Genomic DNA, 15,875 nt, shown 5'->3' with positions numbered 1-15,875 from the left:
ATATAGACAAGGAAACTTGGGGGTAGAGGTTGAAGCGCAATAGCAACCGCCTTCCTCAGAGAAGGCGGTCGAGCGAGAGGTTACAGTCCAAGTTTTTCTGCCAATTGTTCTGCAGGCATGTAGCCAGGCAGCATTTCACCACTTTCCAGCATGATCGCAGGCGTACCACGGACTCCAAATTGCTGACCCAAAGCCAAATGAGCTTCGATTGGCGCTTTACAATCGAGGTTTTCTTTAATAAAGCCAGTGGCTTTGGCCTTGGTCATAGCCGCTTGGCGATCATCGTCACACCAAACACTCTTCAGCTTCTTATAGGAACCAGTAAATTCTGTTTGTGAGCGGTTGGCATAGACCCCTGCGCGAGGATATGCCAAATAACGGACCGTGACGCCCATTTCGTTTAGCTTTGGAACTTCACGGTGCAATTTACGGCAATAGCCACAATCGACATCAGTAAAGACGGTAATTTGGGCTTTTTCTTCATCTTCACTGGGGAAAACCACAAGTTCTTTAGCGTCTAGTCCAGCCAATAACTCCTGACGTTTTTCATCTTGACGCTTGGCAGTTAGGTTTTCTAAACCATCTTCGTTGGCATGAAATAAACTACCGTAAACAAAGTATTCGCCGTCTGGGGTGGCGTATAGGACGTCACCAGAGGTCAATTCCACCTCGTATAGACCCTGATCACCCACTTGGGTAGCTTTTTGAACAATTAAGTTAGGTTGGGCTGCACTGATAGACTCGCTAATCACTTGCTCGACAGTTTTTTCTTCGCCTTGAACTTGCACGGCTACAAGAAGAGAAGTGGCGATCAGCGCCATGGATTTGATTGATTGAAACATTACACATCTCTAAATTTGATCGATGAAGCATTAGAACATTAAACACCTGATGAGTTCCAGACCTTCAAGTTCTTACCACGACTAGTAGCGTTCACCTTGGCGAAAGCGGATAAGACCAAATGTAAGTGCGAGCAAGGCAATAACAGCGTTGAGAAGAATGGCCGCGGTCAACTGCTTTTGTTGTTGAGGGGTCTGATCAAAGCCTAATACTGCCCCCATGTAATAAGCTGCAGCAGAACAGAAGAAGGCGACAACGATCATTACAATTAGGTAATAACCCCTGCCATCGTCCAATTTCAATTTATGTTGATAAATCTGCGCTGAAAAATACTTGAATGCCAAAAAGCAGAGGCCAACTGTCACCGCTAAGCTGAAGAGTAAATAGAGAATCATCCCAGACCTTTTTGTATTATGGCTTTGTTTTAAGCCTAATACAGAATTGGCCTGGGGCAAGCCAATTATGAGTGAAATAACGCTAATGTTCTCGGGTTGAACGGAAATTCACATCAGGATAGCGCTCTTGGGCCAGCGACAAGTTAACCATCGTGGGCGCGATGTAAGTGAGATTATCACCACCATCTAGCGCAAGGTTGTCATACGCTTTTTTCTCAAATTCCGCCATTTTTTGCTTGTCATCACTGTCTACCCATCGCGCAGTCGCTACGCTGATCGGTTCGTATATGGCTTCTACCTTGTATTCATCTTTTAAGCGCTGAGCAACCACATCAAACTGAAGCGGACCAACCGCGCCAACAATCAAGTCGTTATTTTTTAATGGCCGAAAGACCTGCACGGCCCCTTCTTCCGAGAGCTGAATAATGCCCTTCAATAACTGCTTTTGCTTTAAAGGATCTTTTAAACGAATACGTTTAAAGAGTTCAGGAGCAAAATGCGGGATCCCGGTGAACTTAAGATCTTCACCTTGAGTAAATGTATCACCGATTTGGATCGAGCCATGGTTATGCAAACCAATGATGTCTCCAGCGCTGGCTTCTTCCACCGCTTCACGATCACCAGCCATAAATGTTAGGGCATCGCTAAACCGCACTTCTTTACCAATGCGCACATGTTTTGACTTCATGCCTTTCTGGTATTTACCCGATACGATACGTAGAAACGCAATCCGGTCTCGGTGCTGTGGATCCATATTAGCCTGTATCTTAAAAACAAAGCCTGAGAATTTCTCTTCCATTGGCTCTACTTTACGATCGTGGGTTTCACGAGCTTGAGGTGCAGGTGCCCATGCCGTTAAACCATCCAGCATATGGTCCACACCGAAATTACCCAAGGCAGTACCAAAATAAACTGGCGTCAATTCACCTGCGAGGAACATTTCTAAATCAAACTCGTGACTAGCGCCACGCACCAGTTCAATCTCATCACGAAAATCATCGGCGTAAGCACCAAGTTCTTTATCAAGTTCTGGGCTATCTAAACCTTGTATAGTCCGACGTTCTTGAATGGTATGACCTTGGCCTGTGCTATATAAAATAACCTCATCATCATAGAGGTTGTAAACACCTTTAAACTCTTTACCCATGCCGATGGGCCACGTGATAGGTGCACAAGCAATCTTCAATACATCTTCCACTTCGTCCATCAACTCAATTGGATCACGAGTATCACGATCCAATTTGTTCATAAAAGTGATAATAGGAGTATCACGCAGTCGCGTAACTTCCATCAATTTGATCGTGCGTTCCTCTACCCCTTTAGCAGCATCAATTACCATCAAACATGAGTCAACCGCAGTGAGTGTACGATAGGTATCTTCGGAGAAGTCTTCGTGCCCAGGAGTATCGAGCAGATTAACCAAGCATTCATTGTACGGAAACTGCATGACCGAGGTCGTAACAGAGATTCCACGATCTTTTTCCATCTGCATCCAGTCAGATTTGGCGTGTTGTCCGGATTTTTTACCTTTTACGGTACCCGCCTGTTGTAACGCGTTCCCGAATAACAATACCTTTTCGGTGATGGTGGTTTTACCCGCATCTGGGTGCGAGATAATCGCGAATGTGCGGCGCTTGGCCACTTCGCTCTGATGCTTACTCATAGGGAATCTCAAACTGTTGGTCATCGCTGCTGCATGTTCCTGACATGCAGCAGCAAGTGTTCAAATTGCGCGCATTATAGCGAGCTTCTGGCCAACTTACGAGGCACTGCTCGACGCGAAACTATCACGAAAACCTTTTGGCCAACCTAAAGCGATCGAGACCACCATGGCCAACAATAAGAACCAACAGTAAGTCACGGCAGTAATTAGCGACAGTGGAGACAAACCAGCCAAAGACGCTGCTAGCAGCATTTGCGCACCGTATGGAATAATCCCTTGCACAATACAAGAGCTCATATCCATGATACTGGCACTGCGTTTTGGGTCGACGCCATAGCGCTCAGCAATATCCTTAGCCAAGCTACCGCTGATGAGTATCGCTACGGTGTTATTAGCCGTACACATATTGACTAAAGCAACGGCGACAGCAATGATGCCTTCGCCAATGCGTCTATGACTTTTAGGTGAACCGCTTTGTCGGCTTAATCGGTCAAACTGAGCCGCCAGCCATGTTAATCCACCTTGAGACTTCATCATGGCACCTAATCCACCAATCAATAGTGACAAGATTAAAATCTCTTGCATGTTACTGTAGCCTTTATATATATCAGCGGACCACTGAGAAACTGTATAAGCATCTAGCTGCCACAGGCCAATAAAGCCAGCTAACACGATACCTGTAAGTAGCACTACAATGACGTTCAATCCAAGCACAGCCAGCACTAAGACCAAGAGATAAGGCAACACTTTAATGGGAGAGTGTTCAATATCGGTATTCACATTGGCCGCATCCCCTTGGATGAACAACCAAATAATGGTTAACAAAGCGGCGGGGATGGCAATTTTAAAGTTAAGGCGAAACTTGTCGCGCATGTTGCAGCCTTGAGTGCGCGTCGCTGCAATAGTGGTGTCTGAAATAATCGAGAGATTATCACCAAACATAGCACCACCCATCACGGTACCAACAGTCAGGACCAATGGTAATTCCGAGGCTTCTGCCAAACCTACAGCAATCGGAGCGACTGCAGCTATGCTGCCCATCGATGTGCCCATGGCTGTGGCCATAAACGCCGTCATTACAAACAAACCAGGCAATACCAATGGTGCAGGTATCAAAGATAATCCCAAATCCACCACAGCGTCCACACCACCAATTGACTTGGCGACACTGGCGAAACCCCCAGCCAATAAGAAAATCAGTAACATGGTGACAATTGTGTGATTGGCACAGCCACTTATAAAATTTTCAACTCGTTTATTAATCGTGCCTTTGGCTAAAAACAACGACAGTATTATTGCGGGCAATATGGCAACCGGCGCGGAGATTTTATAAAACGCATACTCCACGCCTTGGGCTTGATAATAAAGTCCGCTACCAATGAATAACGCCATGAATAACAGCATGGGAGTAAGTGCCCATGGAGATTGTGCGCGCATAACGCTCCTATCTTAGATTCGTGATTTATGAAAGGCTGCGGATTATAGCCTAAGCAAACTTGATCAATCGACCAAGAATATTGGTTTAGGGTACATCTAGCTAATCGTTTAACAAAATGTATACAATTAAGTGCTTAGTATAGATCCACCATAGAGAAACTTCCCAATGAATGAAGCGGTTAAGCACAATCTCAGGCGTTTAGCGAAGCTGCGACTCATTATGGTAGCCGCCGCCGCTGCGGGATATGCTCTTATAGGTATTGAATCGAGCCCTTGGCAACAACAAATTACAATTTATCTCTGTCTCTTGTTATTGCTTGTGCTGGGTTGCGTTAATTACCTTCATGGACGTCGGCCATCTCCTATACCTGAACGCTTGGAAATGTCGGCCTCATTGTTTGCCGATGTCTTCCTTGTAGCTGGTCTCATCTATTTTAGTGGTGGAGCCAATAACCCATTTATTAGTTATCTTCTCGTTCCTATCGTGATAAGTGCAGCGACTTTAGGGTGGCTGATCACATGGATGCTATGTCTTTTGGCTATTACTTTATACGGCGTTCTACTGTTCTTTTATCAGCCACTACTATCACTTGATTTGCAACTGCACCATATGGGACTGAGCCTTCATATTACTGGAATGTGGTTGACCTTTAGTATCAGTGCTATCTTCATTGCCTATTTTGTTGTCGACATGGCTTTGGAATTATTTCATCAAACTCAACAAAACGCGGGCTATCGCGAACAGCTCATGCAACAGGAACATATTATGATGCTGGCGAATCAAGCAGCCAGCACAGCCCATGAAATAGGTACGCCATTAACGAGCATACAAATTACGATTAACGAGTTAATAAAATGGGAAACCGATTTAAGCGCTGAAAGCCGACAAGATTTAGCACTTATTAAAGAGCAAATTCAGCTCTGCAAAAGCAAATTGCAAAGCCTAACACAACAGCACGAAAGCAATGATCGTGGTGCTGAAAACATTGTTGAATTTATTGAGCAAACTCTTCAACAGTGGTTACTTCTATTTCCCAATGGAAAATACACATGGCTCAAACCGATGACTCGCTGTGAGAAACAGGTGCAATACCCACCAGTCATCGCACAAGCTATCGTAAACTTGTTACAAAATGCCGCATTGGCGAATCCAGCTAAGGCGATTGAACTTCAGGTCACGTTCCATAGCAGTGGTTGGCAATTAAGTATTTATGATCAGGGTCAAGGGAATGCACAACTGATTAGCGATAATCTCATGCTCGCACCTAAAGGTCCTAGTAATCAGGGGCTTGGTATTGGATTGATTTTAAGCCGCCATAGCATCTTGCAATCAGGTGGAAAGTTGCAATTCAAACAGAGAGAGAATTTGGGAGTGGAAACACAAGTAACATTACCTTGGGATCAAACTTCATGACTGATTTTCTAATTGTAGATGATGATCCTACTCTACTTGATGTGCTTGCGAGAGCCCTGACGCGACGTGGCTATTCGGTTGTAACCGCGCAAGAGGCTACTCAAGCAATGGAGTTGTTCGAAACACACATACCGCAACACGTGTGTTTAGATTTGAAGTTAGAACATGGCTCGACGCTAGACCTGATCGAGACAATGAAACAAATGCACCCAAGCTGCAAGATCGTTATGCTCACTGCCTATGCCAGTATTGCCACAGCAGTAGATGCGGTGAAAAAAGGCGCTATTCAGTATCTCTGTAAACCTGTAGATATCGAACAAATATTGGGCGCTTTTGCGGAAGAAGCAGGACCTGCAGACATAAAAGAAACTCCGACTAACCCGAGACGTTTAGAATGGGAGCACATTCAGCAAGTCCTGCATAAAAACCAAGGCAACATTAGTGTTACCGCTCGCGAGCTGGGCATGCACAGGCGTACTCTACAACGCAAACTGCAAAAGCGCCCTGTGAAAGAATAAAGGGCACTTCTAATCTATTTTTGAATAAAACGTGCCATCCAATGTGCCAGTTCAACAGAGTCCGTTTTCGCCCCGTGTTTATTACAAGTCGCTAAGCCGGCATTCGCTTCTTCTTCTGGAATAACCTCGCCTTTGCGCAAAGCCACTAATTCTTTTTCATATTCCAGCATAAACTCCGGGTGAGCTTGGAACGTCAAAATGCGATCGTCATAGACCAACCCTGCAAACGGACAGAACTCAGAGCTGGCAAAAACTTCTGCATTACTCGGCTTTTTAGTCACTTGATAGCGATGCATTGCACTGATCGTAAAAGATTGAGTTTCGGCAGGCACGCCCTTTGGGTGGCGGTCTAATTGATAAGAATGCAAGCCCACTCCCCAACCATTTGGATTTTGACTCACTTGGCCATCAAAGGCATCAGCCACAATTTGGTGGCCAAAACAAATTCCGAGAATCGGAACATGCTGATCGTATAAATCGCGAATGACCTGCTTCAATCTAATCATCCATGGGGTGTTATCCTCAACATTGAACTTAGAACCTGTGATAATCCACGCATCAAACCCCTGTAATGTCTCAGGGAAGACATCATCACGAACATCAAACGTAGTAAAATCAAAGTCATAACCCGCTTTGCCAAAGAGCTGAACAAACATATTGGCGTAGGAGTCGTATTGAGCAATCAATTCATCTGGGGTTGTGCCCGTCGCAAGGATACCGATTTTCATTGCGCTGACCTCGTGTAAAATATATTGATCATTCTAGTTCAAAATAACTAACCAAATCCAGCCTAATCATCACTAAAGTACTTATCAACATCAAATGAGCTCAACAACTCTGGCTTTGTTCCCATGATCCCAGCCACCACCATACCGTTTACAAATGCCTCTGGAAAAAGCATCAAAGGTAGATACATGAGATATTCTTGGTAAACCTGCTGCCATGAGTAAATTTCTAATCCACCCAACATAAGACTGGTCGATAGTGCTACGAGCAAAATGGCAATTGCGCCATTGAAGAAGCCGCACAAAAAGATATAAACAAACGGATTAGCAGGTAGGGTCCGCTGAACCCATTGTAATATCCACCATGAAGAAGCAACCGGAAGCACGACATTAAAGACATAATTGACCCCAAACGCGGCATAAGACTCTAAACCCATAAAGCCAACCAACATCAAAGACAATAGGCCTGCTAGCATAGCCAAAGGCCAACCCATTAACAGCGTGGCCGCCGTTAAGCCCATGAAGTGAATACCCAAGCCACTACTCAGGCCGGCGCGAATACTCCATAAAACCGCGAGACTAATACAAGCGATATAGAAGATATGCTGTAAGAAAGGTCGTTGCTGTAGGGCAACCCAATTGATGCGCGTGAGAACCCAAACGACAAATGGCATGGTTAACAGCAGCAGGGTCCATAAAAACCAATCTGGCAATAAGCCAGGTTCAATACTCACATGCCCTCCTACAATGAAGTGAAATGAATGACTAGAGCACTGCCGCCATAAGAAGAGCGTCCTCTCTTCCGCCCTTAGTCGGATAATAGTCTTTGCGGCGACCTATTTCGTTGAAACCATGCTTTTGATAAATATGTATCGCGGCGTCATTGCTGGGACGAACCTCTAAAAACATTTCATGATTTTCCGCTTTCTTTGCTTCATCCATCAAGTGCTTAAGAAGAGTCTGAGCAAGTCCTTGGCCACGTTCTTTCGGGTCCACACAGATATTGAGTAGTTCTGCCTCGCCAACGACATAAGAGAGCACAGCATAACCACAGATCTTATTTTTGTACTCAATCACTGCAGCGTATTTATTGGAATGAATCGCTTGTTCAAATAGGGAGCGAGACCAAGGAAAACTATAACCTTGATGCTCGATGTTAATGACGACATCAATGTCGTTTATTTCCATGCTGCGAATGGTGATCAATTACCGCATCCTACCACTTAAAAAAATGAGCTGAGAGGCTGAATGGTTTGCCATAATGCGCGCTTGCTATCAATTGAAGACATGGTTTCTGCTAAAGTACCGTCAATGCCTGTGCTAGGCAATTCTGTTAGCCATTGATCACTGCCAGCGAAACATAATAGATGCTTAGGCTCTACAAACGCTTTTAACTGCTCAAAGTGTTCTGCTAAATAGCGCTTCGCTACCGATTCCCCTTGGTCCACATTAGGTGCGTCTAGCATTGGCCAAACGAACATCCCCACATGCTTGGGTTTGCTTTTCATACCTTGCAAAGCCTGCGCTACGTTATGCACAAAAGCGTGATGCTGGGGCGTTAAATTCGCTTCAGCAGTAACTACCCAAAGGCCGCTTCGATAACACCAATAGTTAAGCGTAAACTCGGGAACCGATTCTTGCGAAGCCGGTGGAATGTTGGTCGATGAGGATTCCGCAATAGGATTGGCGAGCGGAAACGCTGGAGCACTTGTAACATTGATTTGCGGTGCAGAACTTTGTGTATCTACCACCGGTTTAGCAAGTGCATGCTGCGAAGTTTCTGGCTGGTTGGATAGCGAACTCGAATTGGCCTGCACAACTGGATTCGTTTGAGCGCTTGGCGTCTCTTGCGACGGGCGTGTTTCCGCTTGAGCATGAACAGCTTGGTTGTATTCAACCGAAGCTTGAGATTGCTCGACATCATCAGCCGTATTTGAGTCGACTAAGGCATCTCTTGGCACCCAAACATCAATACCCAGCTGCTTTAAATACAACAGCTGAGCTTGATCATATCCAGCATTCGCACTCATTACACGCCTTCAGACTGCGGATGCGCACGTTCGGTTTTGCTTTCCAGTAAATTCAGCGCATTGATATAGGCTTTAGCCGAGGCAATCACAATATCCGTATCACTGCCCAAACCATTCACGATACGACCGGCCTTTTCTAAACGAACCGTCACTTCACCTTGACTGTCTGTGCCACTGGTAATCGCGTTCACACTGTACAACTGAACGGTAGTATTGCTTTTAACCACTTCTTCGATCGCTTTAAACGTAGCATCCACAGGACCACTGCCTTGCGCAGATGTCTTCACCTCTTTGCCATCCACAGTAATGGTCAATTTAGCAGTAGGTGATTCACCTGTTTGGCTATGCGCTTCCAAAGTGACCAACTGATATTTATCGTCCATATTACGAGCGGCGCTTACCAATGCCTGCAAATCTTCATCGAAAATTTCATGCTTTTTATCAGCTAACTCTTTGAATTGAGCGAACGCTTTATTCAGATCTTGATCTGATTCAAACGTCACACCCAGCTCTTCTAATCGAGAACGGAAAGCCGCACGACCTGAGTGCTTGCCCATTACCATACGGTTGGCGCCCCAACCCACATCTTCCGCTTTCATGATTTCGTAGGTTTCGCGATGCTTTAATACACCATCTTGGTGAATGCCTGATTCGTGTGCAAACGCATTCGCGCCCACAATGGCCTTATTGGGCTGTACCGGGAAACCGGTAATGGTGGAGACCATGCGCGACGTAGGCACAATAAATTGAGGATCAATATTGGTTTGCACGTCAAACAAATCAGGACGTGTTTTCACACCCATGACGATTTCTTCTAGAGCCGCGTTGCCCGCGCGCTCACCTAAACCATTAATGGTACACTCAACCTGACGAGCACCATTGCTCACGGCGGCCAGAGAATTAGCTACAGCCAAACCAAGATCATTGTGACAATGCACAGAAAAAATCGCTTTATCAGCATTGGGAATGCGCTCTAACAAGGTTTTGATTTTATAACCAAACTCTTCAGGGATCGCATAACCCACGGTATCAGGAATATTGATGGTGCTAGCACCTGCATCGATAGCGGCTTCAATCACACGACACAAGAAATCCATGTCACTGCGACCAGCATCTTCACATGAAAACTCTACATCCGCCACATGACTGCGGGCGCGTTTCACTGCATAGACTGCACGCTCTACCACTTGGTCTGGAGACATACGAAGCTTATGCTCCATATGAATCGGGCTGGTAGCAATAAACGTATGGATTCGAGCTCGTTCAGCCTGCTTAAGCGCTTCTGCTGCGCGATCAATATCATTATCAACGGCCCGCGCAAGAGAACAGATAGTCGATTCTTTGACCGCTTTAGCCACAGCCGCAATGGATTCAAAATCGCCGATACTGGCAGCGGCGAAGCCGGCTTCAATGACGTCTACACGCATCTTTTCCAGGGCTTTACCGATACGTACCTTCTCATCCAGAGTCATAGAAGCGCCTGGGCTTTGCTCGCCATCACGCATAGTGGTATCAAAGATGATTAGTTCGCTCATGTACTCTCCTGAAGCGCAATCAAACCTACTTTATGAAATCTCAAGGTTTGAACAAATAAGGTATGAATAATAGTTGAACTATAACGGGAGTCGTCGGAAATTTCCATGTTTACCCTCAGTTAACATGAGGGTAACACGTTGTAATGATCAGTTAATTGGAGTAGCTGTTAGGTTTGAAGTAACGTTGAAATTTTGCATTTTTAGCTCATGTATCACCGTTTGCGGTTGAGCTACGTTGGGATGCTTTAATTGAATGGATTCAATATCCAACTCTTTAAATTGTAATTGACCCTGAACAGCAAAACCCAATGGGCGGTTGGCTTTGTCTGTTGCTGTTAACGTTGCAATATCCTTATACACATAATCTGTAGGCCCAGTACCCGTGACAACTTTCTCTTGGCCCCTTGTACCGGAAATACCATTTTCATCAGGTCCATCTTCTTTCTTAATTACGCGGGTAGGTGCCACATCCACAGCCAAGCTTAGCTGCATACCAAAATCATTTTCGGTCAAATTATAACCATCACTGGTGCGAATATTATCCAAAATAAATTGCGTGCCTGTATCATTCACAGGATTACCACTACCGTCCGTTGTGCGATTATTTTCCCAGGTGATTCGGTTCACTTTGCTTAGGTCTGTGGCATCTTGGTTCATCCAGTTTTGTTTTAAACTGACGGTCAAACCGTCTGTTCCACGATCTAACCACTGACCACCATTGTTTTCACATGCCACGGAATCCGCACCCGAACCACCGATACAAGTAGCACCAATAGGATTGCCAGCGCTATCCACACCAGCTCCACCAGCCTGAATAACTAATTGCGAGTCTTGTTGATATTTTTGTACACGAATCCGGCCTAAACTATCACCGGTGTTTTTATCGCCCCAGCGTAAATTACCAATATCTAGATCACTTATGCGTTCACCTTGACGTAAACGAATGGCATCGCCAGGGAAGGCTCCAGCTAAATCTTCACCAACATCCAGAGTGTACTCACGGAAATGGTATTCATAGCGCACATCGTCGGCCCAAATACCAACAACTCTCTCGTCCACTTGGCCTTCATTCAGAATATTGGTGCTATAAGCAAAAGTACCATCGGTAATCAATACATCACCATCGAACCTCACTCCAGAACCAGTTTGGCCTCCAGTCCGCACTTCTACTGCAGCGTTCATTGTAAATTCATAAGCAGGATATATACCGAGTGGAAGCAACAATTCTGTGCCGCCCTGCAATTGCGCATTTTCATCACCCACACGCAAACCGTCAATCGAATAACTTCCTTGGTAGTTACGTATACCAACGGCTAAATAAGTATCACCATTCCCGGTAATGGAGTTGCCTTGCCGAATATCGAAAGACGCGTATCCCGAACCATGGCTCTGAAAATTACTAACGACAATTTTACCCGGTAACAGGGCACTAGGGTCATTACCATTATCTCGATCGGTATAAATAATATCCGCTGTAAGATTCCACTCGTTGTAAATACTTATACCGTCGGCATATTGGTCTACATTACTATAAAATGTTTCTAATTCGGTAAAGCCCTCAGTGGTTAAATCGGCAAAACTCTGACCTGCCCAAGCAATACCAGGCGCTACTTTAAGCTGGTTCTGATAAATTACCGAATCATGCACACCATCTTGAAAATCATAGATAACTTGGAATTCACCAATAGCATTACCTGCACCTATCTCCAATGTGGCAGCACGAAAATTACCTTCTAAACGATCAAACTGCAGCGCAATATGGTCACCGATCTGTGCTTCATCTTGACCAATATCAAACGTAAAGCCATTTAACGATGAATAACCTGTCATGTTGGCCATGGTCAGTGTCGCTTCATCCGTATAAGACCAGCTATTGCTAACGGCCTCATCGATTTCAAAATAGGCATCCACACCAATACCACGACCTTCACGACCACCACCAAAGATGTGTACATAGCTATTTTTATAGGCCATATTACTTTGCACAGTGCCCAAAGAGTTCGTACCGCAATTTTCGGATTCAGCGAAGCATAAACCGCTCAGCGTAAAGTTATATTGCATACTTGGAATAGCTAAAGCGAGATACGCCTCAGTACCGTTATCAAGTACATCAATAGTCATGTCTGTTATAGTACTACCCACCTGCATGCCATCAACCAACATAGTATTGCCGTTGGTCACCCAACGAAAATCCGAATCAGTAATGTTGGTTGTGGAGTTAATGATGAAACCTGAATCACCCGCATCTTTACCGCGAATTCGCATTTCCGATGTGCCAGTCCAATCGTACATGAACGTGCCCAAACTTTTTCGAGTCGCATAACTGTCCAATACACTACCGCGATGGTCACCAACAGAAATGGAACCGATTTGTAAACGCGTCGGCTGAAAGGTACTTTTTATAACTAAGCCATCGGTCCCATCCACATCATATTGATGCACGGATATGGCTTGCTGATTATTCACATCGGCAGGGTTACCAATAACGATATCTTTCATTTCCAAAATACCGCCAACAGTATCGGAATCTTTATCGGAATAAACCACTTCGCTTACTTCGATTTGCTTATGCAGTTCAACTGTTAGACCTGTCTGACCTGTAACAGCTTCTAGAGATTCATCACCCAGCATTTGAAGTTCAGCTTGGGATGCTGAGGCAAAAGGCAAGGTGATTGCGATAGAAAGTAGATTCCGTTTCCACTCAAACATTATGGCGTCCCCGTGGGAAAAAGCAGAAGATTGCCATGCATTTCAATGTTGCCATTGATTTCCACACCATAAAGATCTCGCTGCTGGTGACCCGCATCTGTAGGTCGAGCGGTATTACTGGTGGCAAGGTTATAGCTGAAATCTTCAAAGCGAATATTGTTAGGTAAGCCAATCTCTAAAACGGTTTTGCCATCGAACGCAACTTCATCACCACCAAAGTCATCGGTTGATTGATCAATCTCACGGGCTTTTAGGGTAAGGCCTTCGAACGATAACTTTCCACGCATCTCATCCAATACGTAATAGCCCTCTGTCGCATTGGTTTTAGCCGACAAGCGTGCGCCGCAACGCTCTACTTCTCCAGCTGCCTTTTGTGCACAAGAACCCCAAACGGCAATGAGCGGACCAGCTCCGTCGGGATCGATATTATTAGGATCCGTAGATGTAAGCGGGCCGCCTAATTCATTAAAGGTAATATCACCTGACAAATAGACACCATTTTGTCCAGTGACTTGCGTCATGGCTTCATCTGTCATGGGTTCGAGTGCAAAAGAATTAGCACTCGCTACAAATATGGTAAGAATTGGAAGTCGATTAAATGTCATGACTGGTGACCTCCAAGTATTGAATTTGTAAACCTTGAATACGAGAAGAGCCGAAGCTTGTACCGCCGACACTTAAATCGCCAACGCTGATATTCGTCTTTGCACCATTGGTATAATAATCCTGATACCAATCCCAAGTAGCCGTATTGCTAGACGTTCTCAAACCATTAGCACCAATTGTTCCAGGAGCATCAGGATTAGCAGCTGGACTAGGAACAGCATGTATCATGAAAGTAAAATTGCCGTCACTATTCACATCAAATGTGGCAGGTTGATAGTACTTAGCATCACCTATGGCTAATTCCATACGTAACTGGTCCATCACCACGTCTGTGCCGCAATTGTTGCCATCTAAATCGCAACTGTTCAAAATAAGCTTATCGGCATAAAAATTAAGACGAGCTTCCATCATCATGGTGCTTTCTACAGTAGAGTTTCCATCTACGTCAGCATCACCGCCCCATACACGGAAATAACTGCCATCAAAATGAGCTGACTCCGCATATAAGTTAATATTAATATCAGAGCTGGTAGCGAAGTTAGTATTGATTTGTAAACCGATATCCATTCGCTCACCCTGATAACCTGCTGAGGGTTGACCTTCAGGACGGCTCGCACATGTACCACTGCCCTGTACGGCAGTTGCATCAGTACAGTCATAGCCTTGGCTTACATCAATATGTTTTGGCGCGGCAATGGATAAAACCGCCTTGTCAGTGTAGCCGCCTCCGCCCAGATTATTGCCATCCAGCATGTCGATTTCGAAAGGATTGTTAAGGCGGCCAATATTGACATAGTTACCGTCTAAGTTAGCACCGCGATTGCTGCCTGCACCAGCGATATAGATCTGCGAAAACGAAACGTCTACTGGGTCATTATTTGTATCTTCGATACCAGTAATTTTGAATCTATAGCCATCGGTATCATCAATCGGATTGGGGTCTTGGGCATTAAATTGGAAATCTTCGTAGATATAACCAACCCCCTCACCGGACACCTCTGACAATTCAGATTCGGTAAGGTCTTGCAGTTCAGCACATGTATTTGAATGCCACGCAATTAGAATTGCGAGGGAGCACAAGATTCGTAGCAAAACGGCCTCGTTATTATTTTTTTAGCCTTGGGCACAGAATACTGTTTTTTGAAGCTATTTGGTAGGACAAGTTCCTCGATTACACAGCATTTTCCATATCGTATCGATATAAGAGCCAGGGATAGAAGGTTGTTAGAGACGGGAGTACAAGAAAGTTGTGAGTGTTGACTGTTGAGTTGTGAATGCTTAGTTATGAGTGGTGAGCAAGATCGTCATTCTCAGCTTGACTGAGAATCCATCCAATTGATGTTAAGCCGAACAATGGATGCCCGATCAAGACGGGTATGACGGGTTTAGGCACCGAGAGCATTTGATTTTACTGCGTTCCGAGGCATGGATGCCGAGGTGAGGCCTACAAGGATGTATTCACGTCGTTCGCGCATGAGTTGGGGATGGTGGAAGCCGATGATTAAAGTGCTTAAGACGATGACCTACTATGGGTCCAAGACTTCGCCTTGTCTCACTTCGTGACGCTTCGCGCCCCAAACCCGTTCCTGCGGAACAGGGCTTGTCACATGTGACAGGACGGAAGAGAGAATCAGCGTATTCAAACACTATAATCCCCAATCGGAATGGACTTTTGGCAACCAAACTATGTGTCATTAAATTTAAAGCAAAAAAAATCCCCAATCGAACTAACGATTGGGGATTTTACTGTTAGAAGCTTGACGATGACCTACTCTCACATGGGGAAGCCCCACACTACCATCGGCGATGCTGCGTTTCACTTCTGAGTTCGGAATGGGTTCAGGTGGTTCCACAGCTCTAATGTCGTCAAGCAAACTGGTATGTACAGGATGTACGGTATGTCGTGGTGGCATGGATGCCAAGGAACGACGTTACCGGTTACTACAACCTACACAAAATCGGTTGGACAATTTTCTCTACTTTGCTTTTCAGCGTTTTCAAAT

The 15,875-nt window shown here is 45.1% G+C and carries 14 protein-coding genes and 1 rRNA gene; 2 read left to right on the top strand and 13 right to left on the bottom strand.

The genetic code is table 11. From position 1 onward, the window contains the following. Nucleotides 1-80 precede the first annotated feature (80 nt). The 4 genes from HF888_RS02895 to HF888_RS02880 form a co-directional block, all read right to left on the bottom strand. A complete protein-coding gene (locus HF888_RS02895) occupies nt 81-842 on the bottom strand; it encodes a DsbC family protein (protein ID WP_007016498.1) in 762 nt (253 codons plus the stop codon). An 81-nt stretch (nt 843-923) separates the two neighbouring features. Next, nucleotides 924-1,235, bottom strand: a complete 312-nt coding sequence (locus tag HF888_RS02890; protein ID WP_007016499.1) for a hypothetical protein — start codon at nt 1,233-1,235, stop codon at nt 924-926. Nucleotides 1,236-1,317: 82 nt separating this feature from the next. Beyond that, on the bottom strand, nt 1,318-2,898 hold the full coding sequence (gene prfC / locus HF888_RS02885) for a peptide chain release factor 3 (RefSeq protein WP_007016500.1): 1,581 nt from the start codon (nt 2,896-2,898) through the stop codon (nt 1,318-1,320). Between the two features lie 96 nt (nt 2,899-2,994). Next, nucleotides 2,995-4,335 carry a Na+/H+ antiporter NhaC family protein gene (locus HF888_RS02880; RefSeq protein ID WP_007016501.1) on the bottom strand — a complete coding sequence of 447 codons (1,341 nt, stop codon included), beginning with the start codon at nt 4,333-4,335 and terminating at the stop codon, nt 2,995-2,997. Between the two features lie 166 nt (nt 4,336-4,501). Here HF888_RS02880 and HF888_RS02875 point away from each other — a divergent pair, with 166 nt between their 5' ends. Together HF888_RS02875 and HF888_RS02870 are read left to right on the top strand one after the other, a co-directional pair. Then, nucleotides 4,502-5,749 (top strand): ATP-binding protein, encoded by a 1,248-nt coding sequence (locus HF888_RS02875; RefSeq protein WP_007016502.1) that lies wholly within the window; start codon nt 4,502-4,504, stop codon nt 5,747-5,749. Further along, the gene (locus HF888_RS02870) at nt 5,746-6,267 is read left to right on the top strand and encodes a response regulator transcription factor (RefSeq protein ID WP_007016503.1); all 522 of its coding nucleotides are present in this window, start codon (nt 5,746-5,748) and stop codon (nt 6,265-6,267) included. Before HF888_RS02875 ends, HF888_RS02870 begins: the two co-directional genes overlap by 4 nt. Before the next feature lie 14 nt (nt 6,268-6,281). On the opposite strand, the gene HF888_RS02865 is transcribed toward HF888_RS02870, so the two are convergent. The 9 genes from HF888_RS02865 to rrf all read right to left on the bottom strand — a co-directional run bounded on the left by HF888_RS02865 (nt 6,282) and on the right by rrf (nt 15,743). Then, a complete protein-coding gene (locus tag HF888_RS02865; RefSeq protein WP_007016504.1) occupies nt 6,282-6,995 on the bottom strand; it encodes a glutamine amidotransferase-related protein in 714 nt (237 codons plus the stop codon). Between the two features lie 62 nt (nt 6,996-7,057). After that, nucleotides 7,058-7,726, bottom strand: a complete 669-nt coding sequence (locus HF888_RS02860; protein ID WP_007016505.1) for an energy-coupling factor ABC transporter permease — start codon at nt 7,724-7,726, stop codon at nt 7,058-7,060. Nucleotides 7,727-7,757: 31 nt separating this feature from the next. Further along, nucleotides 7,758-8,198 (bottom strand): ribosomal protein S18-alanine N-acetyltransferase, encoded by a 441-nt coding sequence (rimI, locus tag HF888_RS02855; RefSeq protein WP_007016506.1) that lies wholly within the window; start codon nt 8,196-8,198, stop codon nt 7,758-7,760. Between the two features lie 17 nt (nt 8,199-8,215). Next, nucleotides 8,216-9,022 (bottom strand): hypothetical protein, encoded by an 807-nt coding sequence (locus HF888_RS02850; RefSeq protein WP_007016507.1) that lies wholly within the window; start codon nt 9,020-9,022, stop codon nt 8,216-8,218. Continuing rightward, the gene (locus tag HF888_RS02845; RefSeq protein ID WP_007016508.1) at nt 9,022-10,557 is read right to left on the bottom strand and encodes a 2-isopropylmalate synthase; all 1,536 of its coding nucleotides are present in this window, start codon (nt 10,555-10,557) and stop codon (nt 9,022-9,024) included. Before HF888_RS02845 ends, HF888_RS02850 begins: the two co-directional genes overlap by 1 nt. A 147-nt stretch (nt 10,558-10,704) precedes the next feature. Continuing rightward, the gene (locus HF888_RS02840) at nt 10,705-13,266 is read right to left on the bottom strand and encodes a DUF6160 family protein (RefSeq protein ID WP_007016509.1); all 2,562 of its coding nucleotides are present in this window, start codon (nt 13,264-13,266) and stop codon (nt 10,705-10,707) included. Next, complete coding sequence (locus HF888_RS02835) at nt 13,266-13,871, bottom strand: hypothetical protein (RefSeq protein WP_007016510.1); 606 nt, start codon at nt 13,869-13,871, stop codon at nt 13,266-13,268. Before HF888_RS02835 ends, HF888_RS02840 begins: the two co-directional genes overlap by 1 nt. Further along, complete coding sequence (locus tag HF888_RS02830; protein ID WP_007016511.1) at nt 13,861-14,964, bottom strand: hypothetical protein; 1,104 nt, start codon at nt 14,962-14,964, stop codon at nt 13,861-13,863. Before HF888_RS02830 ends, HF888_RS02835 begins: the two co-directional genes overlap by 11 nt. A gap of 663 nt (nt 14,965-15,627) precedes the next feature. Continuing rightward, nucleotides 15,628-15,743, bottom strand: a 5S ribosomal RNA gene (gene rrf, locus HF888_RS02825). Between the last annotated feature and the right edge of the window lie 132 nt (nt 15,744-15,875).

The organism is Bermanella marisrubri (genome assembly GCF_012295615.1).
Classification (GTDB): Bacteria; Pseudomonadota; Gammaproteobacteria; order Pseudomonadales; family Oceanobacteraceae; genus Bermanella; species Bermanella marisrubri.
The sequence above is the reverse complement of the archived record's forward strand: the minus strand, read 5'-3'. Positions and strand labels throughout refer to the sequence as shown.